At 68.1% G+C, this 24,259-nt stretch carries 21 protein-coding genes and 7 tRNA genes; 11 read left to right on the forward strand and 17 right to left on the reverse strand.

Annotated elements, in window-relative coordinates:
• The first annotated feature begins 528 nt into the window (after nt 1-528).
• The gene (locus AB1046_RS06740) at nt 529-2,460 is read left to right on the forward strand and encodes a hypothetical protein (RefSeq protein WP_369373634.1); all 1,932 of its coding nucleotides are present in this window, start codon (nt 529-531) and stop codon (nt 2,458-2,460) included.
• Nucleotides 2,461-2,688: 228 nt separating this feature from the next.
• Here the strand turns inward: AB1046_RS06740 and AB1046_RS06745 are convergent, their stop codons facing one another.
• The 3 genes from AB1046_RS06745 to AB1046_RS06755 all read right to left on the reverse strand — a co-directional run bounded on the left by AB1046_RS06745 (nt 2,689) and on the right by AB1046_RS06755 (nt 4,582).
• Complete coding sequence (locus AB1046_RS06745) at nt 2,689-3,102, reverse strand: hypothetical protein (RefSeq protein WP_369373636.1); 414 nt, start codon at nt 3,100-3,102, stop codon at nt 2,689-2,691.
• 202 nt (nt 3,103-3,304) lie between these two features.
• Nucleotides 3,305-3,967, reverse strand: a complete 663-nt coding sequence (locus tag AB1046_RS06750; RefSeq protein WP_369373638.1) for a hypothetical protein — start codon at nt 3,965-3,967, stop codon at nt 3,305-3,307.
• A 207-nt stretch (nt 3,968-4,174) separates the two neighbouring features.
• Nucleotides 4,175-4,582, reverse strand: a complete 408-nt coding sequence (locus AB1046_RS06755) for an NUDIX hydrolase (protein ID WP_369373640.1) — start codon at nt 4,580-4,582, stop codon at nt 4,175-4,177.
• A 194-nt stretch (nt 4,583-4,776) separates the two neighbouring features.
• On the opposite strand from AB1046_RS06755, the gene AB1046_RS06760 reads away from it, so the two are divergent.
• On the forward strand, nt 4,777-4,986 hold the full coding sequence (locus tag AB1046_RS06760) for a 4-oxalocrotonate tautomerase family protein (protein ID WP_369373642.1): 210 nt from the start codon (nt 4,777-4,779) through the stop codon (nt 4,984-4,986).
• Between the two features lie 5 nt (nt 4,987-4,991).
• On the opposite strand, the gene AB1046_RS06765 is transcribed toward AB1046_RS06760, so the two are convergent.
• The 6 genes from AB1046_RS06765 to AB1046_RS06790 form a co-directional block, all read right to left on the reverse strand.
• Nucleotides 4,992-5,570: an NUDIX domain-containing protein gene (locus AB1046_RS06765; RefSeq protein ID WP_369373644.1), complete on the reverse strand. Its 579-nt coding sequence runs from the start codon at nt 5,568-5,570 to the stop codon at nt 4,992-4,994.
• A gap of 118 nt (nt 5,571-5,688) precedes the next feature.
• Complete coding sequence (locus AB1046_RS06770) at nt 5,689-6,270, reverse strand: hypothetical protein (RefSeq protein WP_369373646.1); 582 nt, start codon at nt 6,268-6,270, stop codon at nt 5,689-5,691.
• A gap of 290 nt (nt 6,271-6,560) precedes the next feature.
• Nucleotides 6,561-6,635, reverse strand: a tRNA-Val gene (locus AB1046_RS06775).
• Nucleotide 6,636: 1 nt separating this feature from the next.
• Nucleotides 6,637-6,707, reverse strand: a tRNA-Cys gene (locus tag AB1046_RS06780).
• A gap of 27 nt (nt 6,708-6,734) precedes the next feature.
• A tRNA-Gly gene (locus AB1046_RS06785) sits at nt 6,735-6,806 on the reverse strand.
• 212 nt (nt 6,807-7,018) lie between these two features.
• Nucleotides 7,019-7,897 carry a S1 family peptidase gene (locus AB1046_RS06790; RefSeq protein ID WP_369373648.1) on the reverse strand — a complete coding sequence of 293 codons (879 nt, stop codon included), beginning with the start codon at nt 7,895-7,897 and terminating at the stop codon, nt 7,019-7,021.
• 235 nt (nt 7,898-8,132) lie between these two features.
• Between AB1046_RS06790 and AB1046_RS06795 the strand changes: the two genes are divergently transcribed.
• The 3 genes from AB1046_RS06795 (at nt 8,133) to AB1046_RS06805 (ending at nt 10,275) form a co-directional block, all read left to right on the forward strand.
• Nucleotides 8,133-8,531 (forward strand): PPOX class F420-dependent oxidoreductase, encoded by a 399-nt coding sequence (locus AB1046_RS06795; RefSeq protein ID WP_369373650.1) that lies wholly within the window; start codon nt 8,133-8,135, stop codon nt 8,529-8,531.
• A gap of 117 nt (nt 8,532-8,648) precedes the next feature.
• Nucleotides 8,649-9,224 carry a dihydrofolate reductase family protein gene (locus AB1046_RS06800; protein WP_369373652.1) on the forward strand — a complete coding sequence of 192 codons (576 nt, stop codon included), beginning with the start codon at nt 8,649-8,651 and terminating at the stop codon, nt 9,222-9,224.
• 73 nt (nt 9,225-9,297) lie between these two features.
• Nucleotides 9,298-10,275, forward strand: a complete 978-nt coding sequence (locus tag AB1046_RS06805) for an aldo/keto reductase (RefSeq protein WP_369373654.1) — start codon at nt 9,298-9,300, stop codon at nt 10,273-10,275.
• Nucleotides 10,276-10,318: 43 nt separating this feature from the next.
• Here the strand turns inward: AB1046_RS06805 and AB1046_RS06810 are convergent, their stop codons facing one another.
• The 4 genes from AB1046_RS06810 to AB1046_RS06825 are packed head-to-tail and all read right to left on the reverse strand — an operon-like array spanning nt 10,319 to nt 14,485.
• On the reverse strand, nt 10,319-11,500 hold the full coding sequence (locus tag AB1046_RS06810) for an adenosine deaminase (protein ID WP_369373656.1): 1,182 nt from the start codon (nt 11,498-11,500) through the stop codon (nt 10,319-10,321).
• A 30-nt stretch (nt 11,501-11,530) separates the two neighbouring features.
• The gene (locus tag AB1046_RS06815) at nt 11,531-12,358 is read right to left on the reverse strand and encodes a carbohydrate ABC transporter permease (protein ID WP_369373658.1); all 828 of its coding nucleotides are present in this window, start codon (nt 12,356-12,358) and stop codon (nt 11,531-11,533) included.
• Nucleotides 12,355-13,248: a carbohydrate ABC transporter permease gene (locus AB1046_RS06820; protein ID WP_369373660.1), complete on the reverse strand. Its 894-nt coding sequence runs from the start codon at nt 13,246-13,248 to the stop codon at nt 12,355-12,357. Before AB1046_RS06820 ends, AB1046_RS06815 begins: the two co-directional genes overlap by 4 nt.
• Nucleotides 13,249-13,252: 4 nt before the next feature.
• Nucleotides 13,253-14,485: an extracellular solute-binding protein gene (locus tag AB1046_RS06825; RefSeq protein ID WP_369373662.1), complete on the reverse strand. Its 1,233-nt coding sequence runs from the start codon at nt 14,483-14,485 to the stop codon at nt 13,253-13,255.
• Between the two features lie 156 nt (nt 14,486-14,641).
• On the opposite strand from AB1046_RS06825, the gene AB1046_RS06830 reads away from it, so the two are divergent.
• Nucleotides 14,642-15,673 carry a LacI family DNA-binding transcriptional regulator gene (locus AB1046_RS06830; protein ID WP_369373664.1) on the forward strand — a complete coding sequence of 344 codons (1,032 nt, stop codon included), beginning with the start codon at nt 14,642-14,644 and terminating at the stop codon, nt 15,671-15,673.
• Nucleotides 15,674-15,764: 91 nt separating this feature from the next.
• On the opposite strand, the gene AB1046_RS06835 is transcribed toward AB1046_RS06830, so the two are convergent.
• The 3 genes from AB1046_RS06835 to AB1046_RS06845 all read right to left on the reverse strand — a co-directional run bounded on the left by AB1046_RS06835 (nt 15,765) and on the right by AB1046_RS06845 (nt 16,054).
• A tRNA-Val gene (locus tag AB1046_RS06835) sits at nt 15,765-15,836 on the reverse strand.
• Nucleotides 15,837-15,847: 11 nt separating this feature from the next.
• Nucleotides 15,848-15,918: transfer RNA gene (locus tag AB1046_RS06840), tRNA-Cys, on the reverse strand.
• Between the two features lie 64 nt (nt 15,919-15,982).
• Nucleotides 15,983-16,054, reverse strand: a tRNA-Gly gene (locus tag AB1046_RS06845).
• A gap of 194 nt (nt 16,055-16,248) precedes the next feature.
• Between AB1046_RS06845 and AB1046_RS06850 the strand changes: the two genes are divergently transcribed.
• From AB1046_RS06850 to AB1046_RS06870, 5 genes are all read left to right on the forward strand, one after another.
• Entirely contained in the window at nt 16,249-17,358 is a 1,110-nt protein-coding gene (locus AB1046_RS06850; protein WP_369373666.1) for a chorismate-binding protein, read from the forward strand.
• A 29-nt stretch (nt 17,359-17,387) separates the two neighbouring features.
• Nucleotides 17,388-17,978 carry a dihydrofolate reductase family protein gene (locus AB1046_RS06855; protein WP_369373668.1) on the forward strand — a complete coding sequence of 197 codons (591 nt, stop codon included), beginning with the start codon at nt 17,388-17,390 and terminating at the stop codon, nt 17,976-17,978.
• Between the two features lie 13 nt (nt 17,979-17,991).
• Nucleotides 17,992-18,840: an aminotransferase class IV gene (locus AB1046_RS06860; RefSeq protein WP_369373670.1), complete on the forward strand. Its 849-nt coding sequence runs from the start codon at nt 17,992-17,994 to the stop codon at nt 18,838-18,840.
• Nucleotides 18,841-18,944: 104 nt separating this feature from the next.
• Nucleotides 18,945-19,016 (forward strand) — tRNA-Val (locus tag AB1046_RS06865).
• Nucleotides 19,017-19,477: 461 nt separating this feature from the next.
• On the forward strand, nt 19,478-21,139 hold the full coding sequence (locus tag AB1046_RS06870) for a beta-1,3-glucanase family protein (RefSeq protein ID WP_369373672.1): 1,662 nt from the start codon (nt 19,478-19,480) through the stop codon (nt 21,137-21,139).
• 47 nt (nt 21,140-21,186) lie between these two features.
• Here the strand turns inward: AB1046_RS06870 and AB1046_RS06875 are convergent, their stop codons facing one another.
• Complete coding sequence (locus tag AB1046_RS06875; protein WP_369373674.1) at nt 21,187-24,126, reverse strand: BTAD domain-containing putative transcriptional regulator; 2,940 nt, start codon at nt 24,124-24,126, stop codon at nt 21,187-21,189.
• Between the last annotated feature and the right edge of the window lie 133 nt (nt 24,127-24,259).

Genomic DNA, 24,259 nt, shown 5'->3' on the forward strand with positions numbered 1-24,259 from the left:
CAAAGGGCCTTACTTGCTGGTGGGCGATACTGGGATCGAAACTGTTCCAGTACCTGCTCTCACCAGCGACGGCGTGGTCTCTGAGCCGAGCGTGGGACCCAGTGGGACTGGGGCCTTCGCAGGACGGCGGGCTATGCAGATGGTGCTGCCACAAGCCGGGGACGACGACGCGGGTGCGACGGCGTCCGGGCTCCATGCTACGGCTCAGGCCCCAGGTTGGCGACACTCCGGATCCGGCATCCCTATTCCAGAGGCCCCACAGATTCACCCCACGTGGCCCTGGCAAAAACTGCACTGCACTCTCTAGTCTCATGGACTTGGTCACCAAGCCCGCCCTCGGGTACACGACGGGCGTGCACTGAGGGAGATCGAATGGCGCGAGACGCAAAGAAGCGAGCAACTCAGTCCACGACTCCAAGCCCTGCGAAACCTGCTGAGACACGCCTACCGAGAGACGCAGTCCGACGGATCAATATCGGTCAGTCATTTGCGGAATACGACGGGGCACTCGATGATGAAACTGTCTACGTGCACACGCCCGCCCTCGCAGCGGCACAGGACCCGCAAAGCGGCAAGGTCTTCTTTGTAGGCCGCCGAGGGACTGGCAAAACGGCGATTCGCCGCTACTGCGGAGAGAGCTCTGGAAATGTTCGCATTATCACCCCAGAGATCTCCAGCCCATCCTCGACGATAGCGCAAGAGGCAGGACAGTACAACACTCGCCGCAAACCATTCCAGTCACTTGTCTCCGCTTTCCGCCGGGTATTACAAGTAGAACTCTTACTTATGTACCTCGAATCACATCCCGCAAGAACAGAGGTACCCCGCTCTGTTCTGGACGAGGTGGACGAGTTAGGAGCGCTTGACTTTGACTCACGCGCGTTACTCGCCATCCGACGAGTGACTGAGCCACTCCTGCGCGACGATGAAGAGCGATGGCTGCAGGAGAATAAGGCCGCAAAGCTCATAGCAGATCAAATGAAAACCATGGGGTCGGCCCAGGCTGTCCATACGCTTCTGATTGATTCGATTGACGACTACTGGGAAGGCACCGATGAAGGGCTCATATACCTAACCGCGTTCATGCATGCATGTCAGGAGATCTCCGCGCAAATACCTTGGGCTCGCACGATCCTGTTCCTAAGGGAGAATATCTTCGAGCGCGTCCGTGCAGGGGATCCCGAATCGTCCCGGTTAGAAACGGCGATTGTTGCTATGGAGTGGAACGAGCGCCAGCTCCTAGAACTGGTCGAGCGGAGACTGAATCGGACTCTGACCGCCAAACTTCCACTCAGTGGTGCTACTTGGAACGCCTACTTTGAAGATCCGAAAGAAGCCTGGGCCGACGTAATGGAGTACTGCCAACGACGCCCCCGCGATGTCCTGATTTATCTCAGCCATGCTGCCGAAAGCGCTCAGGCAGCAGGTAATAGCCGGATCCTCCTTGAGGACGTCCGAAACGCTCGGCGGCGCTTTTCAGATAACCGGCTACGGGACCTCGGCGACGAGTACGCCGAAAATTACCCACGCCTCGACGAGGTAATCAGACGGTTCTACAACCTCGGCCGCGTCTTTACTCTCAGCGGAATTGAGGCATTCACGCGCAAGTTGCTCGGGGATGGCGAACTGACCCGAGTGTGCGGACCCTGGATATTCGAGATGGCCGCTCCGGAGAAGTTTGTAAGATTGCTTTACAACATCGGCTTCGCCGGTCTGCGATCTCAGGCTGGTGCCGCTCGATTCCGAACCTTGGGCCCTCAGGACACGAGTCCCCCTCCAGTCTCTGATAGCACAGATATCGCAATACATCCTTGCTATTGGGACGCCCTTGATTTACAAGATATTCTTGTGAGTGTACTGGACGAGGATCTCGAATTCGGGCGGGTCGGTCTCGTGCGAAACCTTCCCGGAGGCGTAAGCGCAGCCGAATACGTCGACCATCTAGACCTAATCACCGAAGCGCTTAAAGAACTCCCCCGCGGCGTTACCGGGGCTGGTGATTTTGAGGAGATCGTTGGGGACGTGATTCGGCTATGCTTTTTCAGATCTCTCGACAACATCGAACCCAAGAATCGCACCCACGATGGAAAGGTCGTGCGAGACTGGGTGGCATCAAACCGTGCCAGAACTGGCTTCTGGGAACTGATTCGCACACGGTACGGGGCGACGCAAGTGGTTTGGGAATGCAAGAACTATGACGAGCTTTCAGCGGATGACTTCCACCAGACGTCGTACTACATGTCGGATGCTGGCGGCAGGTTCGTCATAGTGGCCTTCCGCGGAGAGGTCCGTCCTGGCTATCACGCACACGCGGGCCGAATTCACAGCGATAGTAAGGGCCTCGTCCTTATGCTAACAGAGAAGGACCTGCTCACCTTCCTCCGCCAAGCTCGCAATGGGAAGGTGAAGGAGGATCATATCCAAGAACGATATGACTACCAGGTGCGTAAGATTTCGTAGGGCCATCACCGGGGTAACAGTCGGGCCATGCCCGCGTGCACCCTTCGCCCAGTTCGCCGTCGAGGACTCCAAGGGCGGTACATTCATCAAGCGCTTGCCGAGCAGTACCCCATCAGTGCGAGCAGCGCGGCACGGCTGCCGCAGAGTTGCCGTACGACCTGGGCCACGATCCTACCGAGAGCGGTGCGTGGCAGGTCCGCATCCAGATCGGGACGTCCAGACGCGAGTTCATCCCCGCCGCCAAAGCGGCAGCTCGTAGAGGGTCGCGCCGGCGGCGGGATCGCTCCTGGTCCAGCGGGCACGCAGCCCTAGATCCGTGGTCGGGTACGAGAGACCAGCCAGGTCGGCGGCATCGGTGAGGTCCAACATCGTGACGCCGCCGTCGGCGGCGGGGATCGGTGCGTGGCGGACCCAGGCCCGAGCGATAGCGGAATGGATCTCGGCTCCGGCGAGATCGGCGCCGGACCCGTGCCAGACCCGCAGCTTGGCAACACCCGACGCAGACTCGACAGCGACGGCGAGCTGACGCAGGATCGTCAGGCCGGCCACGCGCTCCTCGCCGAGGGTCTCCAGGATCTCGATGAGGGCGACGAACATGCCGTGCAACGACTCGCGGCCTGGGGGTCTGGTCTGGGTCTGCATCGTTCACGCTCCGAGTCCGGTGCGAGCCCGCTGGAGCGCGGGCTCTCGTACCTTTCCCATCGAACCCAAAGCATCAACTGATCTGTAGCGCACGGCGGACGCGGTACCGACGCACCCTTGTCGCACCGACATTCCGGGGCAGCACCGCTGTCCTGCCCGCCGCGGGCGAGGTAGGCGATGTTGGGCTGGTCCACGATGCCGGCTAACGCCTCGTAGCCGCTCGCGCCAGAGCGCTCAAGTCGTAGGCACCCCGGTCGAGAGACACGGGCGTCACGTACGTGATGTCGCCTTCTACGTAAGTTGGCACATTCTTGGAGTCGGTCACCTTGCACGTCACACCGTCGTGCGCAAAGCCGATGAGCGCTCGGGAATGAGTCGTCGCCGGTGTGGCCTGGTAGCACCTGACGAGCGCTTCCAAGAGAGCGACTTCGTTGCTCCTGATCCTTGCCCGATGCTCAGCGAGGGCGAGCCAGTACTCGAGCAGACTCGTGAGGGTTTCGGTCGACTCAGGACGCGGTTGCTCGCTGAGAACCTTGAGTGCAGCCATCAGGTGGATGTACGGGTGGAAACCGCTGACGCCATCGGCCGGATTCACGCCCATCCATCCCGTCCAGTCGATGGCGGCTACCGCCTCACGGACGGATCGTGAACGCCTGCCGCCTTGCTCAGCTGACCAGAAGGCAACGTCCCACCGGAAGTCGGCAAGGGACCGCTCAAGAATCCAGACTGCAGTCTTTGGCCCTGTCTGAGGCGACCTCCATAACCTCCGCTTGGTCAACTCGCGGTAGACGCCAGCAGCGTTACCGTCCCAGCTGTCCGAGCCCACGCGGTAGGTGTCGCGGACCTTGGCTGCAAGGGCAGCCACAGGACGATCTGGCGGAACCGGGGCGGCTGCCCGCTCTTGTTCCATGGCACGGCGTCGACGCGCGCCTGCATGTTCCATGGCCGCCCTCCCGGTCGGAACGCTCATTGAATTCGTCCGAACATAGTGGTCCTGGCACTCCGGGACCCCTCCCGGGCGCCGGTCTCCACGCTTGCTTCTGCGTTCGGCGGGAGCTGTTCCGTTCCTGCGTCAGAGCGCCGTTGCGAGGTAGTCCTGCACCATTGGTGCGAAGCCGTAGGGCACGTAGTCGCTGAACTTGTCCGGCGTGGCCCACGCGAGGTCGGCAAGTTCTTCGGTATCGGCGACGTAGGCGGTGCCGCTCTTGACTTCACACGCGACGTAGCCCATGAGCCGCCCTGTGTTGGGGTGCACGCGCTCGCCGAGCATCTTCACGGCCTCGACCGTGAGCCCGGCTTCTTCGACTGTCTCCCGCACCGCGGCATCCTCGAACGTCTCGCCGGCCTCGACAGCGCCGGCGGGAAACTGCCAGGACAACGAGCCCTCAGAAACGCGACGCTGGACCAGGAGCAGTTTGCCGTCCTGGACGATGATCGCTGCGGCGATGGCGGGCTTGGCTTCGGTGACGGCGTCAGACATTCGTTGCTCCCAGCGCTTCAAGGATCGGCGGGTAGATCTGGTCTTCGGGAATGACCTAGTGAGGTTACTGATCTGGTTGCGACTGTGCATTGCACTCCGGTGTCGGCAAGCGTCTCGTGAAGTGTTAGCGGTACCGGTGCCGTAGAAGGCTGCGGTGGTCCTCCAGCCACATTGGGCGTGGTGAGATGTGAATCATGCCCCTGATCCAGGTCCTGAACGCGTCGCCGCGTGACGACGAAACGAAGCGACAGCTCGTAGCAGAACTCACCGAGACATACGCCCGGGTTATGCAAATGAAGCCCGACACGATCCGGGTGGTCATCCAGGCGATCCCACGCGCGAACTGGGGAGTAGGCGGCGTAACCCTGGCCGAGTCCGGCCAGGACGAGAGTCTGCCCGGCTGACCCTGTCAGAGCCGGCCTTCGGCGCGGTCCAGGAGCACCTTCATCAACCCGGTCACCGACGCCGCACCGACGATCTGCCCGGACTCGATCAGACTCGGGATCTCCGCGAGCGGGATCCACCGGATCTCCTGCGCCTCGTTGATGTCCGGTGCAGCACCGGTGTCGTGCCCACCGCGGGCGAGGTAGATGATGTTGGGCTGGTCCACGGTGCCGACCATCGGCTGGAACCGCAGATACTCGCGGACCTCGGTGGGCCGCCACCCGGTCTCCTCCTCGGCCTCGCGGAAAGCAGCGGCCTGGGGTCCCTCGTTCGCGTCGAGGTAGCCGCCAGGCAGCTCCCAAACCCAGGAGTCGATGATGAACCGGTGCCGCCACATCATCAGGACGCGGTCCCGGTTGTCCAGCATCAGGACCATGATCGCGGCTGGCACTCGCAGCACCCACTGCTCGAACTCGACGCCGTCAGGCAGCCGCCCGCTCGCGATACTCACGCTCGCCCGGCGAGTGTCGTCCACCAGCCGCTCGCCCAGGATCTCCCACTGCGTCGACTTGCTCGGTGTCGCAGAGGTCTGTGCAGAGGTCACTGGCGCCGGCGTGCTGGGTGTCGAATTGCTCGGCTCAGTGCTCACTGATCGGCAGCGTACGGGCCGGTCGAGCGAGACCGCCACGCACGGCGTTCATCGGTGTACGCCGGCTGTACGACTAGGGCAGGACCTCGGCCAACCCTGTCAACCGCAGAAGTGCTTGCCATGCGTAGGGCGCGGCAACTACTGCCACAGTCGTCGCGATGAACCCGAGCAGCCAGACCGTGGTGAAGAGCAGCCAGACCGAGTTACCGCTCGCCGCATGCGTGGGTAGCTCGCCGTGCCTGAGTGCTCGTCGGTGGGTGTCGGCCAGTTCGACGAGAAACCTGGTCCACCACACGTACACGAAGCCGCCGAGCAGGAGGAGCCCTGCCCACTCCCATGCGGCGTCGGCGAGCTGACCCGGTGTCTGTTGAGTGCCAAGTTCCGCCCCGACGATGCTTCCCAGGATGAGTGCAAGGCACGCTCCTGACCATGAGACGAGGCGTTGGAGAGATTGGCCCCAGAACGTCTCGGGTTCGTAAGGCGGGATAGTGCGCAACCATCGACCATAACGGCGCGGTAAGAGCAAGAACGGATGCGTCGCGAGGACGACGCCGGCCCAAGCCACCAGGAAGCCGCCGATTGCGACCTGGGCGAGGATCGCCGCGAAGCCTCCGTGCTCGAGGAAGCTCGCCGCGATGATGAGTAGCACGGCCACCGCTATTCCTACACCGGCTGATCGCCGCGCGATGAGCATCCTTCTAACAAGAGCTTCCCGTTCTCCTTCGGAAAGCTCGGTATCACTGTGTGACGGTTCGTTCGCCAAAGACACCCCTACCCCCAACTATGCTCATGCACCCCAGTCGCCGAACTCGTGTTGGGTGTAACCCGCGAGTTTGGGCCGCAGGAGTCCAAACAGGCTCCTCCTGTCCTCACCAGTCCACCAGCACCAGACACGCAAAAGACCCCCTGACCAGCGTTTCCGCTAGCCAGAGGGCCTTACTTTGCTGGTGGGCGATACTGGGATCGAACCAGTGACCTCTTCCGTGTCAGGGAAGCGCGCTACCGCTGCGCCAATCGCCCGAGGTGGGTACGGGATTCGAACCCGTGTGTACGGCTTTGCAGGCCGCTGCCTCGCCTCTCGGCCAACCCACCGTGCTCCCCACCCAAAAGCGGGTTTCGAGCGGATGACGGGACTTGAACCCGCGACCCTCACCTTGGCAAGGTGATGCTCTACCACTGAGCTACATCCGCGCTACGGCCAGCGTGAACCCTCTCGGGCCCCCGTGGTGACGCTCCGGAAGAGTAGTTCACAAACGGCGTGCCGGTCCAATCGAAAAGGCCCCGCCACCTGGGCCGCGCCCAGCCGCCCCGAGCCCGCCCCAAACTCAGCCCAGACACAGCACGGGCGGCCCCGCCGAAACCGTCCGGCGACACCGCCCGCGCAGGTCAGGTGCGGTCGATCGTCAGTAGATGGAGACGCCGTAGGCGCTGAGCGCCTCGGTGACTGGCTGGTAGAACGTGGTGCCACCCGAGGAGCAGTTGCCACTACCGCCGGAGGTAATGCCGAGGGCGATCGAGCCGCTGTACAGCGCACCGCCCGAGTCGCCGGGCTCCGCGCAGACATTGGTCTGGATCATGCCGCCGACGGCGCCCTGCGCGTAGTTGATGGTGACGTTCAGTGCCGTGACGGTGCCGGTGTGCACACCCGTGGTGGAGCCGTCCCGGGTGACCCGCTGGCCGACATAGGCGTTCCCGGCGGTGTACCCACCCGGGTGGCTCACTGCCGGGTTGTCGTACCGGACGAGCGCGTAGTCGTTGCCGGGGAAGCTGGAGGCGACGGTGGGACCGACCAGCGTGGTCTGCGCCGAGTCCGTGTACCAGTTGGGGACCGAGTTGCCGCAGTGCCCGGCGGTGATGAGGTAGTACGTGCTGCCGCTGCGGACGTTGAAGCCCACCGAGCAGCGGTACCCCGAACCGTAGATGGGGTCGCCCGAGCCGAGCAGCGGCCGGAACTCGCCCGGCGCGCGCCTGATGGTCAGGGCGTCGGCGTCCTCGCCGGCCGCCTTGCGGACCGTGTCGAGCTCGGCGGCAGAGACGGTGGAGTCGGCGGTGACGACCACCTTGCCGCTGGCCCGGTCGGTGTACCAGGCGACACCCACGACGTCGGCCGCACCGACGGCGGCGTGCACCGTGGCCAGCTCGGCGGCGATCACCTCGTCGGGCGCGGCAGTAGCCGCAGGCCCGGCCAGGGTGGATACCGCGACCCCGAGCCCTGCTGCGAGCGCGATCAGCCGGCCCCGTCTCGCGGAGCCCGTGCGGAGCGTGGTGCGAATGGATCCCATTGCATCCTCCTGGGGTGAGGGGCCCGCAGGTCGCGAGCCCTGCTCGGCAAGGACGGAGCACCGTCGCTCACCGTCTCGCGGGCCGAGAGTAAGCCTCCCAACATTTCACCCACAAGACCCAAACCGGATCTAACCGGCCAGAGATTAAATTGCATCGTTGCGGGCACTTTCACCCGACGTCGACCGGCGCGGCGATCGGCCGCCGTCGGGCCGGAGCCGGGTTATGTTCTGGGTTATGAGTGCTACAGATATCATCCCCGACCATCTGATCCACCTCCTGGAGGCGCCGACCTACGCGTACCTCGGCACGATCCGCCCGGACGATACCGTCCAGGTGAACCCGATGTGGTTCGAGTTCGACGGCAAGACGCTGCGCTTCACACACACCACCACACGCGCCAAGTACCGCAACCTGCAGCAGAACCCGGCGATGAGCCTCCTGGTCCCCCACCCCGAGAGCGTGTTCCGGTACATCGAGGTCCGCGGCAAGCTGATCGAGGTGATCCCGGACCCGACCGGCGAGTACTACGTGCACCTGGGCAAGCGCTACGGCAAGGCCGACCAGCAGCCGCCCGCGGACAGCGCCGACCGCGTGATCCTGGTGATGAGCATCGACCACTACTCGGCCAAGTAGCCATCGGGCGGCGGCGCAGCGCGTGCCGCCCGCCGCCCGCCGCCCGCCGCCGATGAGTCTCCACCCCGTGTTCCGTCAGCACTGGCACGGCATATCCCGAGCTCAAGGAGAGACGAAATGCCAAGCCTCATGATCGACTTCATCATCTCGCTCGACGGCTACGGGGCCGCAGACGGCTGGCCCGGCTACTGGGGCATGGAGGGGCCCGAGTACCTGGCTCGGGTCAGCGATGGACCCGAGAATGAGCACACCATGCTCATGGGTGCGACGACATACCGGCTGATGTGCGAGTTCGCCGCGCAGATGCCCGACGATCCTGGCTTCGCCGCGATGGCCGCAGTGCCCAAGGTGGTGTTCTCCTCCACACTGAAGGCACCACTTTCGTGGGCCAACACCGAGCTGGTCAGCGGGGACGCCGTCGAGGCCGTGCGCGACCTGAAGCAGCGCTCCTCGCGGCCCCTGCGCACCATCGGCAGCGTCAGCCTGTCCCGGTCGCTGCTCAAGGCCGGCCTGGTGGACCGGTTCCGGGTGGTGGTCTTCCCGGTCATCACGGGTGCCACCGGCAAGGAGCGCATCTTCGACGGGTATCCCGACGTCAAGCTCGACCTGGTCGAGCACCACACGTTCGACGGCCGGCTCCAGCTCCTTGAGTACGTGCCCACCGTGCTCGACGCGCCGCCCGGCGCCGGCTGAGCAGCATGCACCGACGACGTCCCGTACCGTCCGACTGAGACGTGTCGAGTCGAGCCGACGTGGGAGAAGCGCCATGGAATATGTGAACGTGGGCCAGAGCGGCCTCAAGGTGTCCCGGATCATCCTGGGCTGCATGAGCTACGGCACACCGCGAGCGAACAACGGCGGATGGACCCTCGGCCTGGACGACGCCCGGCCGTTCTTTCGCGAGGCGATCGAGGCCGACATCACCACCTTCGACACCGCCAACGTCTACGGCCTTGGAAGCAGCGAAGAGGTCACCGGGAAGCTGCTCGGGGAGCTGGCCAAGCGCGACGAGGTGGTCATCACGACCAAGGTGAACGGCCAGATGGGACCCGGCACCAACGGGGCCGGGCTGTCGCGTGGCGCGATCATGACCCAGATCGACAACAGCCTGCGCCGGCTCGGCACCGACTACGTCGACCTGTACCAGATCCACCGGCACGACCCGGCGACTCCGATCGAGGAGACCATGCAGGCCCTGCATGACGTCGTCCGCGCCGGCAAGGTCCGCTACATCGGGGCTTCCTCGATGTGGACGTGGCAGTTCGTCACGGCCCAGCACGCCGCCGACCTCAACGGGTGGACCCGGTTCATCTCGATGCAGGACCAGTACAACCTGATCCAGCGGGAGGAGGAACGGGAGATGCATCCCTACTGCGTCGATCAGGGCATCGGCGTCCTGCCGTGGAGCCCGCTCGCTCGAGGCAAGCTCACCAGGGACTGGGACGCTTCCACCGATCGCAGCGAGACCGATCGCTTCGCGCCCACGCTGTACGGGCAGACGGACGACGCGGACCGCAAGGTAGCCGACGCCGTCGCGGAGATCGCCGGCGAACGCGAGGTCTCGCGGGCGCAGGTCGCCCTGGCGTGGATCCTGCACCAGCCCGCCGTCACCGCGCCGATCTTTGGCGCCACCAAGCCCGGACACGTCGCCGACGCCGTCGCCGCCGAGGGACTCTCGCTCAGCGACGACGAGATCAAGCGGCTTGAGGAGCGGTACGTCCCCCACCTGCCCACGGGATTCTGAGTCCTGCTGAGGCTCTGCTCGAGTCCGCGCCGGCCCGGCGCTCTCACGTCTCAGACGTGCGGTGGGCGGGGACGGTCACCGCAGCGATCCCCGCCTCGACCCGGGTGCGCAGCGCGGCACGCTCCGCCTCGCCGAGAAATGCAGCATCGACGGCCACCCGCTCGGCCTTCGCCAGCTGGGACACGTCCCAGCCGAAGAGCTCGTGCAGGTGACGCATCTCCGACGAGATCGAGGTGCGCGACATCATGCGGTTGTCGGGATTGATCGTCACCGCGAATCCCAGCTCGTACAGCAGGTCCACCGGATGGTTCTGCCTGTCGTCGACGACGTGGCGGGCGTTCGAAGTCAGGCACACCTCCAGGGGGACGCCGAGGTCGATCACCGATCGCGCGATGCGCCCTACCGTCAGCTCAGCGCGCCCGGCTGCGCGGGCGGCCGCGACGTCGTGCACGCACGTGCGCACGTCCAGCGGGACGCCGTTGAGCGACACGTCCTCGATGATGCGCACGCCGTGGCCGAGGCGCAGTGCGCGGGCGTGATTCAGGGTGTCGCCGATGCTACGCAGGCCGTCGCTCTCACCGGTGTGGATCGTGAAGGGAACGCCGGCCCGTTCGAGCTTCAGACACGCGTCCAGGTGATCGAGGATCGACCAGCCTTCCTCGGGCCCCGCGATGTCGAAGCCCACGACACTGCTGCCGAACTTCTCGATGGTCAGGTCCGCAACCCGTGAGCTGAGCCTGGTCTCGCGCATACCGCACAGGAGCTGTCGCGCCATGATCATGCCGCCCGCTGCCGCAACGTCCTCCTCGCCCTGCCTCAGCCCTTCGGCCACCGCATCGACGGCGTCCGCCATGCTGAGCCCGCCGGCGGTGTGCTTCTCCGGAGCCCAGCGCACCTCCCCGTACAGCACGCCGTCCGCGGCAACCTCGCGGACCCACTCCCGGGCCACGCGGACGATGCTGTCGGCGTCCTGCATCAGCGATGTCGTGACGGCGAACCGGTAGTGGGGGTACGGCTCGGGTGGATCACTGATGACGCGCGCCATCCAGTCGCCGAGCACCGCGCCGTCGTCGTACGGCAGGGTCACGCCCTGCGCGTCGGCGAGGTCGAGCATCGTGTCGGGGCGCAGCGAACCGTCGAGGTGGTCGTGCAACGTCACCTTGGGGAACGCGAGGTACGGCTCTTCCGGTTCCGACCAGAGCGGACGTCCTAGGTCAGGGGGCATCGCAGGCTCCATATCGTTTGCTCGCATCGTTCACTTGCCTGCGCCGGCGCCGATGCCGGCCTGCACGTAACGCAGGGAGAAGACGAGCAGCGCGATGGCCGGCAGGCTCGTCAGGAAGGACGCGGCCATCACGGTCGACCAGTCGATGGTGGGCTGGTCGAGCAGGCGGTACACCGAGAGCACCACCGGCTGCATGCTGCTCTGCGTCGTGAGGATCAGGCCGAACAGCAGGTCACCCCAGGTGAAGATGAACGCGAAGACGGAGGCCGTGATGACGGCGTTCCGGCTGAGCGGCAGCACGATCCGCGTGATGCGCTGCCACAGCGTGGCGCCGTCGATGGTCGCTGCCTCGAGGACCTCGGAGTCGAGCGACACCATGAACGACCGCAGGACGATGATCGCCAGGGGGATGGCGGACGTCGAGTTGGCCAGGATCATCGCCAGATACGTGTTGAGGATGCCGAGCGCCGAGAACATCGCGTAGAGCGCGTTCAGCAGCGTGATGCTCGGGACCATCTGCGCCACGAGGATCGCCAGCAGGGAAAAGTTCACGACGCGCCCGTCGAGGCGGCTGAGTGCGAACGCTGCGGGTACCGAGACGAGCAGTGTGACGGCGACGGTGCCCAGGCTCACGATGATCGAGTTCCGCAGGCCGGGCAGGAGCGTGCTCCAGGCACGCTCATAGCTGCCGAGGTCGGCCGGGGCCGGGAACCACGACACGCTGACCGAGTCGACGTCCGGCTGCAGCGAGGCCGAGACCATCCAGTACACGGGAAACAGGAAGACCACCAGGATGGCGACCCCACCCAGTGTCCAGAGCCACGCGCGCCGGGGGTTCGCGGTGTTCAGCACGCTCATCCTCGCTGCTCCCCTCGGATGCCGCGCGCATACACGACGGCGAAGACGACGGTGATCACGAGCAGGATGTTGCCCAGGGCCGCACCCGCTCCGAAGTCGAACTCCCGGAACGAGCGGATGTAACTGAGCATCGCGAAGGTCTGCGTGGAGTTCGCGGGCCCGCCTCCGGTAAGGACGAGAACGAGGTCGAGCAGCTTGAGCGTACCGACGATCCCTAGCACGACCAGGACCGATATCACCGGACGGAGCTGCGGCAGGGTGATGGACCGCACGCGCCGCCAGTAGCCGGCTCCGTCGAGCACCGCGGCCTCGTGCAGCTCGAGCGGAACACCACGCAGGCTCGACGACAGGATGGTCGCGGTGAACGGGAGCCCGGCCCAGATGTTCACCCCGATGACGGCCCAGATGGCCAGCGACGGGTCGGAGAGCCATGCGGGGCCGTCGATCCCGACCAGGCCCAGCACCTGGTTGAGGGCGCCGTTCTCCTGCAGGATCCACCTCCAGGTCGTGGCGGTGATGACCAGCGGGATCAGCCAGGACACCAAGATCACCGACGGCATCCAGGTGTGGCCAGGGAACCGCCGCTCGAAGTACAGGGCGAGCGCCATACCTCCGGCGAGCTGTCCCGCGAGCGAGCACACGGTGACGAGCAGGGTGTTCCGGAGCGCTACGAGGAACAACGGCGAGGACATTACTGCCGCGAAGTTGTCGAAGCCGACGAACGGGGCGTCGCCGCTGATGAACGTGGCGGCGGTGAAGTCCGAGACGCTCATGACAACGCCGTAGCCCAAGGGGTAGGCGAAGAACACCCCCATGAAGACGAGGGCAGGGGCCAGCAGCCACAGGTACCCGCGCCGAACCCTTCGTCCAAGGCTGGTGGTGCGGCTCACCGGGCTACTCCGAGGCCGCACGCTGCAGCGCTTCGGCCGCCGACAGGTCCCCGACGACCGCGTACTGGATGGCGTTGGCCAGCTGGGTGCTGGTCGTGTACCACTCGTCGCCGAGCTCGCCACCCTGGTTGTACGCATCCGCGACAGCCGAGGTGAACGCCTCCACCTCGGGGACGTCGGCCTCCCACTGCGCGCCCACCTCGAGCCGGGCCGGGATGTAGTACTGGACCTGGGCGACCTCGAGCTGGTTGTCCGCCGCGAGGCGGCACTCGAGGATCTCGGCCGCGGCTGCCTGGTGCAGCGGATCGGTGACGGGGATCGTCCACTCGGAGGCGGTGATCGCCTGCCGGGCCTCACTGCCGGCAGATGTGGGGTACGGGGCGAAGCCCGGCGTCGGCTCCCCGTCCTCGGGCATCGCCGCCCAGGGACCGTTGACCGTCATCGCCGCCGCGCCGGAGTCGAACTGGTCCTGGAAGTCCCAGCCCCAGCTGACCATCTCCGGCGACATGCTGCCGTCGGCAACGAGGTCCTTGTAGAGCTGGATCGCGGCGACTGTTCCCGGCGACTCGAAGTCGCCGGGGTCGCCACCCGCACTCAGGATGAAGCCGAGCAGGAAAAACGAGGCGGCACCATCGGAGTTGCCGGGCAGGGCGATGCCGTATCGATCAGGAGTCGTGAGCTCGGCAGCCTGCGCGCGCAGCTCCTCGAACGTCGTGGGCGGTGTATCGACCAGAGCGGTGTCGTACTGCAGCGCGCCCACCTCGACGTGCGAGGCGATCCCGTAGAGCGTGCCGTCATACATCCCCATATCCACCGTCGAGTCGGCAAGGTCGTCGGGCGCGAGCTCGTACGACGACGCCAGGTCGGTGAGGATGCCGCCCTCGGCATACTGCGGCAGGTCGCTCGACGGGACCATGAGCAGGTCGGGCAGACCGTCGGAGGCCCCGGCCTGCAGGACAAGCGTGCCGAATTCGGCGCTGGGGTAGGCCTCGGCGGTGACCGTCGCACCGATCTCCGCGGCGCAGGCACTGAGCTGCTCCTGGTTCAACGACATGAACGGCTCGTACGGCACACCCGACCACATGGTCAGCTCGAGCCCTTCGAAGTCGGCGGGATCCACAGCCTCGTCAGGAGCCGCCGCACCACCGCCGACACATGAGGTCAGGATCAGGGCGGCGATCACAACGCCGCCGGCAGCGCTCATCCGGACGGGCGGGCGGCGGTTCGACGGTGCCATCATGCTCTCCTCGCGGGCTTCGATTTCGCGCCATCCTGGGCGTGTTGCGTTTCGTTGCGCATCGTGCGAAGTAAAAGGAACGTTACGGTTGAGCCGAAAAGTGCAGCGAGCGAGCTGAAAGGCCGTAGTGTTGCGCAACGTTCTGGGAGGCCGCGCATGGACGACGACAGGGACGTCGAGCGAGTCAGTCTGCGGGCCGTCGCGGCCGCGGCGGGCGTCTCGCCGTCGACCGTGTCGAGGTTCCTGCGCGGCACGCTCACCCTGCGCGGCGAGACCCTCGTCGCCGTGGAACGGGCCATCCGGCGGCTGGGCTACGTGGCGCCGCTCCGGGGCCCGGCAAGACGGACAGGACTGGTCGGCGTAGTGGTTCCCGACCTCGCGAACGCGTACTACGGCACGATCGCGGAGACCGTCTCGGCGTCGTTGCGCGCCCAGGGACGCACCGCGCTCATCGTCTCGGCGCGCGGTGCGACCCCCGCCGACGCCGACGCCGTGGCGCGGCTGCTCGCGCTGGCACCGGACGGCGTGCTCTACCTCGCGGAGCGGCGCCGCGATCCTGCGGTACATCGCATCGCCGAGGCGCGTATCCCGCTGGTGCTCGTCGACGAGGCGGTCGACGGCGCGGGCGACGCTCCACGCATCGCGGTGGCCGACTACTCAGGCGGCTGGCAGGCGGTGAAGCACCTGGTCTCGCTGGGACACCGGCGCATCGCGGTCGCGACAGGCCCGGAAGACCTCTCGTCGGTGCGCGAACGCCGCCGAGGCTGGCACGATGCACTCCTGGGCGCCGGGCTGGACCCCGACGCCCAGCTCCGGTACAGCGGCCGCTACACGGAAGCTTTCGGCTACGAGGTGCTCTCGTCGATCATGAGCGTCGATGCGGCCGAGCGGCCGACCGCGGTCTTCATCGGCGCGGACGAGGTCGCCCTCGGCGCGCTGACCGCCGCGCGCGAGCTCGGCGTCCACGTTCCACGCGACATCTCCGTCGTGAGCTTCGACGATGTTCCCGCAGCTGCGGGAACCTCTCCCCCGCTCACCACCGTCCGCACCCCGCGCGGCCAGCTCGCCGAGCGCAGCGTCGAGGTTCTGATGGCGCTGCTCGACGGCGCCCCTGATGAAGCCGCGCCGAGCGAGACGCTTTCGGTCCAGCTGGTGGTACGAGAATCCTCCGGACCTCCGCCGCGATGACCTCGGTCTGGTCTACCGGCTCACGTTCTGTGGCACAGCAAAAAACCCTCTGACCTGCGTTTCCGCTGGTCAGAGGGCCTTGCGTTCCGGGTGGGCGATACTGGGATCGAACCAGTGACCTCTTCCGTGTCAGGGAAGCGCGCTACCGCTGCGCCAATCGCCCGTCGTGCAACGAGGTGGGTACGGGATTCGAACCCGTGTATACGGCTTTGCAGGCCGCTGCCTCGCCACTCGGCCAACCCACCGCCCGGCCAACGTACGACCTGCGGCTGCTCTCATCAGCCGAACAATCACGAGAGCGACGTACCGAGCGGATGACGGGACTTGAACCCGCGACCCTCACCTTGGCAAGGTGATGCTCTACCACTGAGCTACATCCGCGAAGCCGGGCATCCTGGGGTCTTCCCCCGGTGTTCCGGCGTGATCTGAACATTAATCGAACGGGGGGCGAACCGTCCAATCGCGCGCGCCGCCCGTACGGTTGTCTCGTGTCATCCAGATCGGCCCATCCGCCCGCAAACCGCACGATCCCATTGGTTCGGCCCCACCCCGGTCCGCCCGCCCCGCCGCCCGACGTGACCGGAGACACCGGCTGGGCAAGCTTCGCCGGACGTTTCGCGACCGACGCCGTCGAGTGCATCGACGTCCTTGCCGAACCCGAACGGCTCGAGACCGGCACCTGGTTCGTCGTCGCGGAGTTCGAGGGCCGGACGCGCGCATGGCGCTTCACAGAAGTGCACGACGCCGGAGCGCCACCCGCCACCACCTGGCACGGACCGGCCCGCGACGCCTGGACCTCCTCGATGGACCGCGCCACCTACGAGGCCGCCGTCGACCGGGTCCGCGCCTACGTGCACGACGGCGACGTCTACCAGGCCAACATCTGCCGCGTGCTCTCCGCGCCGCTGCAGGGCCCCGCCGAGCCCGACGCCCGGGCGCTCGCCGCCCGGCTCGCCGCGGGCAACCCGGCGCCGTACGCCGCCGCCGTCCACGTCCCCGCCACGACCGGGCTGGACCCCGTGTGGGTGGTGAGCGCCTCCCCCGAGCTGTACCTCTCCGTGGGGCCGGGCGCGGACGGTCCGGTCGTCGAGTCGGGCCCGATCAAGGGCACAGCCCGCACACCCGACGGGCTCACCGAAAAGGACCGCGCCGAGAACGTGATGATCACTGATCTTGTGCGCAACGACCTGCAGACCGTCTGCCGCCCGGGCACGGTCGAGGTCACCTCCCTGCTTGCCGTCGAGGAGCACCCCGGCCTGGTACACCTGGTCTCCCGCGTGCGGGGCACGCTGTCCGACGACGTCGTCCGCTCCGGCGAGCTGTGGCGCCGGCTGCTGGCCGGTACGTTCCCGCCCGGCTCCGTGTCGGGTGCGCCCAAGTCGAGCGCGCTGCGGATCATCCGCGAGCTGGAGCCCGTGCCGCGCGGCCCGTACTGCGGGGCGATCGGGTGGGTCGAGGACGGCCGCGCGTCGCTCGCCGTCGGCATCCGCACCTTCTGGTGGGCCGACGACGGGACCGGCGGCGTTCTCCGCTTCGGCACCGGCGCCGGTATCACCTGGGGCTCCGACCCGACGGCGGAGTGGTTCGAGACCGAGCTCAAGGCCGAGCGGCTGGTCGCGCTGGCGTCCGCGCCGTCGGGCCCGCCTGCCGACCCGTCCGACGGCGCGAGCACCGGCGACCGATGAGTCCGGGCCGCGTCCGCCGTCGGACAGGCATGGGAATCGTCAAAGCAGACCTGGCAGTTTCGCTCGACGGCTACTCCGCCGGGCACGACCAGAGCCTCGAGCACCCGTTCGGGCCGGTCGCGGGCGAACGCCTGCACACCTGGATGTTCGAGCACGGGGACGCGCACAAGGCCGAGGTGGACGCCATCGTCGGCGCCGGCGCGTACATCATGGGGCGCAACATGTTCACCGCCGGGCGCGGGCCGTGGGATCTGGACTGGACGGGCTGGTGGGGCGACAACCCGCCGTACCACGGGCCGGTCTTTGTGCTCACCCACCACGAACGCGAGCCGGTCCCGATGGAGGGCGGCACCACCTTCCACTTCGTCACCGACGGCATCGAGAGCGCCCTCGCCCAGGCGCGGGAGGCCGCGGGGGACGGCGACATCTCCATCACCGGCGGGGCCACGACGCTGAACGAGTACCTCGCCGCCGGGCACGTCGACGAGCTGCGGCTGCACGTCGTGCCGTTCACGCTCGGCTCGGGCACGCGCGTGTTCGACAGCGTGCCGCCCATCGAGTTCGCCTCCACCACCGTGCGGCACACACCCGAGGTCACGCACGTGACGCTGCGCCGATGACAGACTGAGCGACATGACGGTCATCTGGACAGAAGGGCGTTTGGTCGCCCCGGACGAGGCCGCGCTGAGCGCGGTCGACCACGGCATCACTGTCGGCGACGGGGTCTTCGAGACCTGCGCCGTCCTCGACGGGCAGGCGTTCGCCCTGACGCGGCACCTCGCGCGGCTGGGGCGTTCGGCGTCGGGCATGGGCATGGCGGCACCCGACGAGCAGAAGGTGCGCGACGGCGTCGCCGCCGTCCTGGCCGCCGCCCCCGACGCGGGGCGGCTGCGGATCACGGTGACCGACGGCGTGGGGCCGCTCGCCTCCGGGCGCTCGGACGGGCCGCAGACCGTGATCGTCGCGGCGAGCGCCGCCGTCATCGTGCCGACCGGGCGGGCCGCGCGCTCCCCCTGGACCCGCAACGAGCGCAGCGCGGTCGCCGGGCTGAAGACGACGTCGTACGCCGAGAACGTCGTGGCGCTCGCGGACGCCATCAGGAAGGGCGCCGACGAGTCGGTCTTCGCGAACACACAGGGCGACCTGTGCGAGGGCACTGGCTCGAACGTGTTCCTCGAGCTCGACGGGGAGCTGGTCACTCCCCCGCTGAGCTCGGGCTGCCTCGCCGGGATCACGCGCGAGCTGCTGCTCGAGTGGGGCGCCGAGGAAGGGCTGCCGGTGCGGGAGGCCAAGGACGGCGAGCTTCCGTTCTCGGTGCTCGACCAGGTGGCAGCCGGAGAGGCCGAGATGCTGCTGACCGGGTCGGTACGGAACGTGCAGCCCACGGTGTGGCTGGACGGCGCCGACCTGGCGATCGGTGAGCTGTCGAGCACCGCGCGCGAAGTGTTCGAGCGGCTCATGCGCGAGCGCCTCGATCCCTGACCCGGATCCCGCCCGGCTACCGCTCGATCCGGCGATTCGGATTTCGCATCCGCGCTCGAACCAGGCTAATATCGTCCACGCACGCCCTGCGGGGTGAGCAGCACGGGCGATTGGCGCAGGGGTAGCGCGCTTCGTTCACACCGAAGAGGTCACTGGTTCGATCCCAGTATCGCCCACCGTGAGAGAAGGCCCTCCGACCAGCGGAAACGCTGAGCGGAGGGCCTTTTGCGCTACCCCGAGCACCGCCCGGACAGCCAGTGGGGGACAAAGTGGGTGACTACGCCGACTGTTCACCACGCGCCTCCTCGCGTTGGCCCGCACTGGGCCTGAGATCGGTCGGACGTATGACCGAAGTCAGTGAGATCGGTCGCTTGCTCTGAGATCGGTCAATCGTTGGACCGATCTCAGAGCAACGGACCGATCTCGCCGCCCCCTGCAAGCAAGGGACCGAAGTCAGCGCGGCCGTCCCGCCACACGCCCAGCGGGTGAAGGCCGCGCGCGGTGTGGGAGCGCTCCCAAATTGGTCGTGTCCAACTAGTGACATTGGCAGGGTTCCTCACTAACATCCGGTTTGCTGCTACTCCGGCGGAAGGTCCAGCAAGTACAACGACGTACTAGACGGAACGAGGAGATCCCCATGTCACCTACCCATTCCCGGGCTCGAAGGCCCCGACTCCGCACCCTGCTCAACGGCGTGGCCGCGTTCGGCGTGCTCGCCATCACGGCGGCCGCGCTCGTCGTCGCGCAGCCTGCCCCCGCAAGCGCTGTCCCCGCCACGATCCCCCTGACCATCACCAACGACTCCGGCCGTGGTGACCAGGTGTTCATCTACGTGCTCGGCACGCCCGGCGAGGACCGGCTGGGCTGGTCGGACGCCGCGGGCGTGTTCCACCAGTGGCCCACTGTGGGCGGGGTGCCGGTGGACGCGCCCGACGCGTCGATCGCCGGACCGGCCGACGGGCAGTCCATGACCATCCAGCTGCCCAAGCTGTCCGGCCGGGTGTACTTCTCGTACGGCAGCAAGCTGTCGTTCAAGGTCGTCAACAACGGGCGGCTGGTCCAGCCGGCCGTGCAGAACCCGAGCGACCCGAACCGCAACAAGCTGTTCGCCTGGACCGAGTTCACGCTGAACGACGCCGGTCTGTGGATCAACAGCACCCAGGTCGACTTCCTCTCCGCGCCGTACCAGACGGGGCTGCGCACGGGCGGCGGTTCAGTGCTCAGCACGGGCATGCTCAAGCCCGACGGCTACCAGAACGTCGTCAACGCCCTGGCGGCGACGCCTGGCTGGAGCAACCTCGCGCAGCGCGCCCCTGACGGCTCCCTGCTGCGCATCCTGGCCCCCAGCCACGGGATCGGGACCGGGCAGATGGACCCGAACATCCTGTCCAGCTATGTCGACCGGGTGTGGGCCAAGTACACGAACGAGAACCTGATCGTCGCTCCGTACTCCTATGACCCGGCCGCGCGGTTCACGGGCCGAGTGGTGAACGGCGTCATGCGGTTCACCAACGCCTCCGGCGGGTACGTCACCGAGTTCCGCAAGCCGTCGAGCGACTCGATCTTCGGTTGTTACAACGACCTCGCGGCGCCGAACAACGACATCGGCGCGATCGCCCGCACGCTGTGCGCCGGGTTCCACCGCTCGACCCTGCTGACCACCACCACGCAGCCGGGCACGGACACCTCCGGGTACTACCTGGACTCCATGACCGACTACTACGCCAAGTTCATCCACCAGCAGATGGCGAACGGCAAGGCCTACGCCTTCGCGTTCGACGATGTGGTGGCGCAGGAGTCCCTGGTGCACGACGGCAACCCGACCGCCGCCTACATGCAGCTCGACCCGTTCCAGGGCGCGGCGACACCGATCGCCGGCACCGGTGGCGGTGGCGGTGGCGGCGACGCGCTCCCGGCGGGTACGGGGGCGGTGCGTGCGGCCAACGGCATGTGTGTGGACGTGCCCTGGGCCAGCTCGGTCAACGGCAACCCGTTGCAGATCGTGAACTGCAGCGGCAACGGTGCGCAGACCTGGGCCCGGTCGGCCTCGACGCTCAGCGCGCTGGGCCGGTGCATGGACATCTCCGGGGGCAGCACGGCGGACGGCGCAGTTGTGCAGCTCTGGGACTGCAACGGCACCGGGGCGCAGGGCTGGACCTACCGGTCCGCCACCCAGGCGATCGTCAACCCGCAGTCGGGCAAGTGCCTGACGGCGGTCGGCGGCGCACCCCTGCACGAGGGCCAACGGTTGGAGATCCGCGCCTGCTCCGGCACCGAGGGGCAGCGCTGGACCTTCTGACCCCACGGGCGCGCCGCTCGCTCATCCATGCCACTTGAGCGTATGGGTCATGAGCGGGCGGCGTGCCTGCCTTCGGCCAGCTCACGCTCGACCCGGGCGATGACCGTCGCGCCGTCGCCGATGCCGCGCCGGGCGACGACGTCGTCAACCAGACCGGGGCTGGTCGCCAGGGCCAGGAAGCGTTCCCAGGCGCGCCGCGCGTCCTTGCGGCGTCCGACCGCGGCCAGCGCGTCCCCGTAGACCAGCTGCAGCCCGACCTCGCCCAGGGTGTCCGCCTCGTACGCGAGCAGCGGGAAGGCGCGCTCGGCGGCCAGGATGGCGTCCTCAGGGCGCCCGGCACCGAAGTGGGCGGTCGCGATCTCGGCCATGGCGCGCGCCTCGACGTGCCCGGAGCCCGGGTGGGGCGTCGCGAGGGTGACGCACTCGCCGAGGGGGCGCAGGGCGTCGTCGTACCGACCAGCCCAGCACAGGGCGAGGGCCTGGGCGTGGAGCGCGGCCACGAGCAGGCCGGTGTCGCCGGTCTCGCGCAGCAGCGTCACGGCGTCGTCGACCAGGCTGATCCGTTCCTCCGGGTCGAGGTCGAGCGTCATCGCCCGGCTGCTGAGCACGCTCGCCTGGCCCGACCGGTCGTCGAGGCTCGTGTACTCCTGCTCGGCGAGGTCGTAGTAGGTCCGCGCGTGGTCCTGGTCGCCGTGGCGGGCGTACTTGGCCGCGACGGCGCGGTGGCACTCGGCGCGCAGCACGACGTCGTCGACGTGCTCGACGGACTCGGCCGCCGCGCGGGCCAGCGGCAGGGTGTCCGCGGTGGAGTCGACCGAATCGTTGATCGGACGGCAGTCGAGGTACAGGAGCACGGCCGACCGATGGTCACCGCGGCTGACCGCGGCGGCGAAGGCCGCACGCAGCCCGGCGCGCTCGGCGACGTACCAACGCAGCGCCTGGGCGCGATCCGGGAACAGTTCCGGCACGACCGTCGGGTCCACCTCGCCCAGCGGCGCGACGGGCGGGCGGCCGAAGTTGAGGACCGCCTCCCGGGCGGAGCGCACGTAGTGCTCGACGTACCGGGCGACCACCCGGTCGCGTTCGTCGCCGAGCAGCTCGGTCGCGAGCTCGCGCAACAGGTCGTGCAGCACGTACCGGCCGGGCGCCGACTGGCGCAGCAAGCTCGCCGACGTCAGCTCGGTCAGGTGCTTGTGCGTCTCGTGCGCCAGCAGGCCGGCGAGGCTGACCGCGGACGCCGTGGAGATCTGCGGTCCCGGGACCACGCTCAGCCGGGCGAAGAGCCGGGCCGCGCCGTCGGACAGCCCCTCGTAGGACCAGGTGAGCACGCTGCGCAGGTCGGGACCGGCGTCCGGATCGCTCAGCGCGTCGAGGGCGCGCGACTGGCCGACCTCCCGCGCGAAGAGGTCGAGCGGGAACCCGGGGTTGGCCGCGGCCCGCGCGGCCACGAGCGCCACGGCGAGCGGCAGGCCGCCGCAGTGCCGGCCGATCGCCAGGAGCGGCTGAGTACCACCGGTCAGGTGTGCGGCGCCGAGCCGGCGGTCGAAGAAATCCAGGATCTCGTCGTCGTCGAACGGCTCCAGCCGGACCAGCGGCACCTGCCGGCGCACGGCGAGCCCGCGCAGCTGGTTGCGGCTGGTCACCAGGGCGGTTGCCGGGCCGTCGCCGGGCAGGAGCGGTTCGACCTGCGCCGAGTCGTGCGCGTTGTCCAGGACGAGCAGGGCGCGGCGGCCAGCGAGGAGGCTGCGCAGCAGGGCGGACCGGGCGTCCGCCGAGTCCGGGAGTGCCTGCGGCGCGACGCCGAGTGCTTCCAGCAGGTCCCGCAGCGCCTCGGCCGGGTCCAGCGGCGGCGCGACGGCGTCGAACCCGCGCAGGTCCACGTAGAGCAGGCCGTCCGGGTAGTCGGCGGTGTGCAGGCCGCCCCACTTCAGGGCCAGGGAGGTCTTGCCGACGCCGGCCATCCCGGCGACGACGACCACCTGCGCGCCCTCCCCTGCCGGGTCCGCCCCCAGCGCACCCTCGCCCAGAGCGGCGTCGATGGCCGCGAGCGCCTCGTGCCGCCCGGCGAACGCGGCCGGCGGCGAGGGCAGCTGGCGCGGGATCACTGGTGCCGACGGCGGTTGGGTCGCGGTGCGTGACGGCGCGGCGGGGCTTGCGTCGGTGTCGCCGTCGGCGCCGGTCTCGGCGCCAGTGTCGCCGTCGCCGTCGCCCCGCAGCGCCTCCGCATGGGCGGCCCGCAGGTCGCGGCCGGGAGACGCCCCGAGCTCGTCGAGGAGCGTTGTGCGGACGGCGGCATAGGTGGCCAGCGCCTCGGCGGGCCGGCCGGCGCGCGTGAGCACCCGCACCAGTCCCGCGTGGGCGGCCTCGTCCAGCGGGTCGCGGGTCGCCGCGAGGCGCAGGGGCGGGAGCAGGGCGGCGACCTGCTCGGGCCGGCGCACCAGGCGTGCGGCGGCGGTCAGGACCCGGCGCCGCTCGTCCTCCAGGCCGACGAACACCGGCAGGTGGCGCAGCGGCTCGTCGCCCGCCGGGCCCTGCGCGATGGCGAGCGCCTCGAGGTAGCGGTCCACGCCGCCGTCGGCCGCCCCCGACGCCGCCTCCTGCTCCGCCCGGTGCACAAGCTCGCGGAAGGCCAGCACGTCCGACGTGCCGGGGGTCAGGGCCAGCCGGTAGCCGCCGCCGGTGGGCAGGAGCCACGAGCCGACGTCGCGCCGCGGCAGGTCCGGCTCGAACAGGCGGCGCAGCTCGCCGACATGCCGGCGCACCTGGTTCACGACCGAAGGGGCGGACGGGTCCGACCACGCGGCGTCGATCAGCTCGCCCAGCGGCACCTGCTGGTCCGGGGTCGCCAGGAGCAGGCCGAGGATCACCCGCTGCTTGGGCTGGACCAGCTCGACCTCTACCCCGTCGCGCCACACGCGCACGCCGCCGTAGAGCGCGAACCGGACGCCTCGGTCGGTCGCGTCGGGCGGCATCGGGACGACAGGCACGTGCCGAGCGTACGGCTCGGTGGCCAGTTCCGGCGCCCTCGGCGCCGTCGGGATGTGTAGTCAGCCGGTGCGCACTTTCCGCGCACTTGCGGGGCAGTGCCCGTCCCTAGGTTCGTAGGTGTCAGGCAACGAA

This window comes from Promicromonospora sp. Populi (assembly GCF_041081105.1).
GTDB lineage: Bacteria > Actinomycetota > Actinomycetes > Actinomycetales > Cellulomonadaceae > Promicromonospora.

What these genes read in the sequence shown, in the direction of transcription:
- AB1046_RS06760 (WP_369373642.1), top strand. Translation starts at nt 4,777, where the DNA reads ATGCCCCTGATCCAGGTCCTGAACGCGTCGCCGCGTGACGACGAAACG.
- AB1046_RS06815 (WP_369373658.1), bottom strand. Translation starts at nt 12,358, where the DNA reads ATGAGCGTGCTGAACACCGCGAACCCCCGGCGCGCGTGGCTCTGGACA.
- AB1046_RS06825 (WP_369373662.1), bottom strand. Translation starts at nt 14,485, where the DNA reads ATGGCACCGTCGAACCGCCGCCCGCCCGTCCGGATGAGCGCTGCCGGC.
- AB1046_RS06800 (WP_369373652.1), top strand. Translation starts at nt 8,649, where the DNA reads ATGCCAAGCCTCATGATCGACTTCATCATCTCGCTCGACGGCTACGGG.
- AB1046_RS06805 (WP_369373654.1), top strand. Translation starts at nt 9,298, where the DNA reads ATGGAATATGTGAACGTGGGCCAGAGCGGCCTCAAGGTGTCCCGGATC.
- AB1046_RS06860 (WP_369373670.1), top strand. Translation starts at nt 17,992, where the DNA reads ATGACGGTCATCTGGACAGAAGGGCGTTTGGTCGCCCCGGACGAGGCC.
- AB1046_RS06755 (WP_369373640.1), bottom strand. Translation starts at nt 4,582, where the DNA reads ATGTCTGACGCCGTCACCGAAGCCAAGCCCGCCATCGCCGCAGCGATC.
- AB1046_RS06855 (WP_369373668.1), top strand. Translation starts at nt 17,388, where the DNA reads ATGGGAATCGTCAAAGCAGACCTGGCAGTTTCGCTCGACGGCTACTCC.
- AB1046_RS06830 (WP_369373664.1), top strand. Translation starts at nt 14,642, where the DNA reads ATGGACGACGACAGGGACGTCGAGCGAGTCAGTCTGCGGGCCGTCGCG.
- AB1046_RS06790 (WP_369373648.1), bottom strand. Translation starts at nt 7,897, where the DNA reads ATGGGATCCATTCGCACCACGCTCCGCACGGGCTCCGCGAGACGGGGC.
- AB1046_RS06870 (WP_369373672.1), top strand. Translation starts at nt 19,478, where the DNA reads ATGTCACCTACCCATTCCCGGGCTCGAAGGCCCCGACTCCGCACCCTG.
- AB1046_RS06810 (WP_369373656.1), bottom strand. Translation starts at nt 11,500, where the DNA reads ATGCCCCCTGACCTAGGACGTCCGCTCTGGTCGGAACCGGAAGAGCCG.
- AB1046_RS06745 (WP_369373636.1), bottom strand. Translation starts at nt 3,102, where the DNA reads ATGCAGACCCAGACCAGACCCCCAGGCCGCGAGTCGTTGCACGGCATG.
- AB1046_RS06795 (WP_369373650.1), top strand. Translation starts at nt 8,133, where the DNA reads ATGAGTGCTACAGATATCATCCCCGACCATCTGATCCACCTCCTGGAG.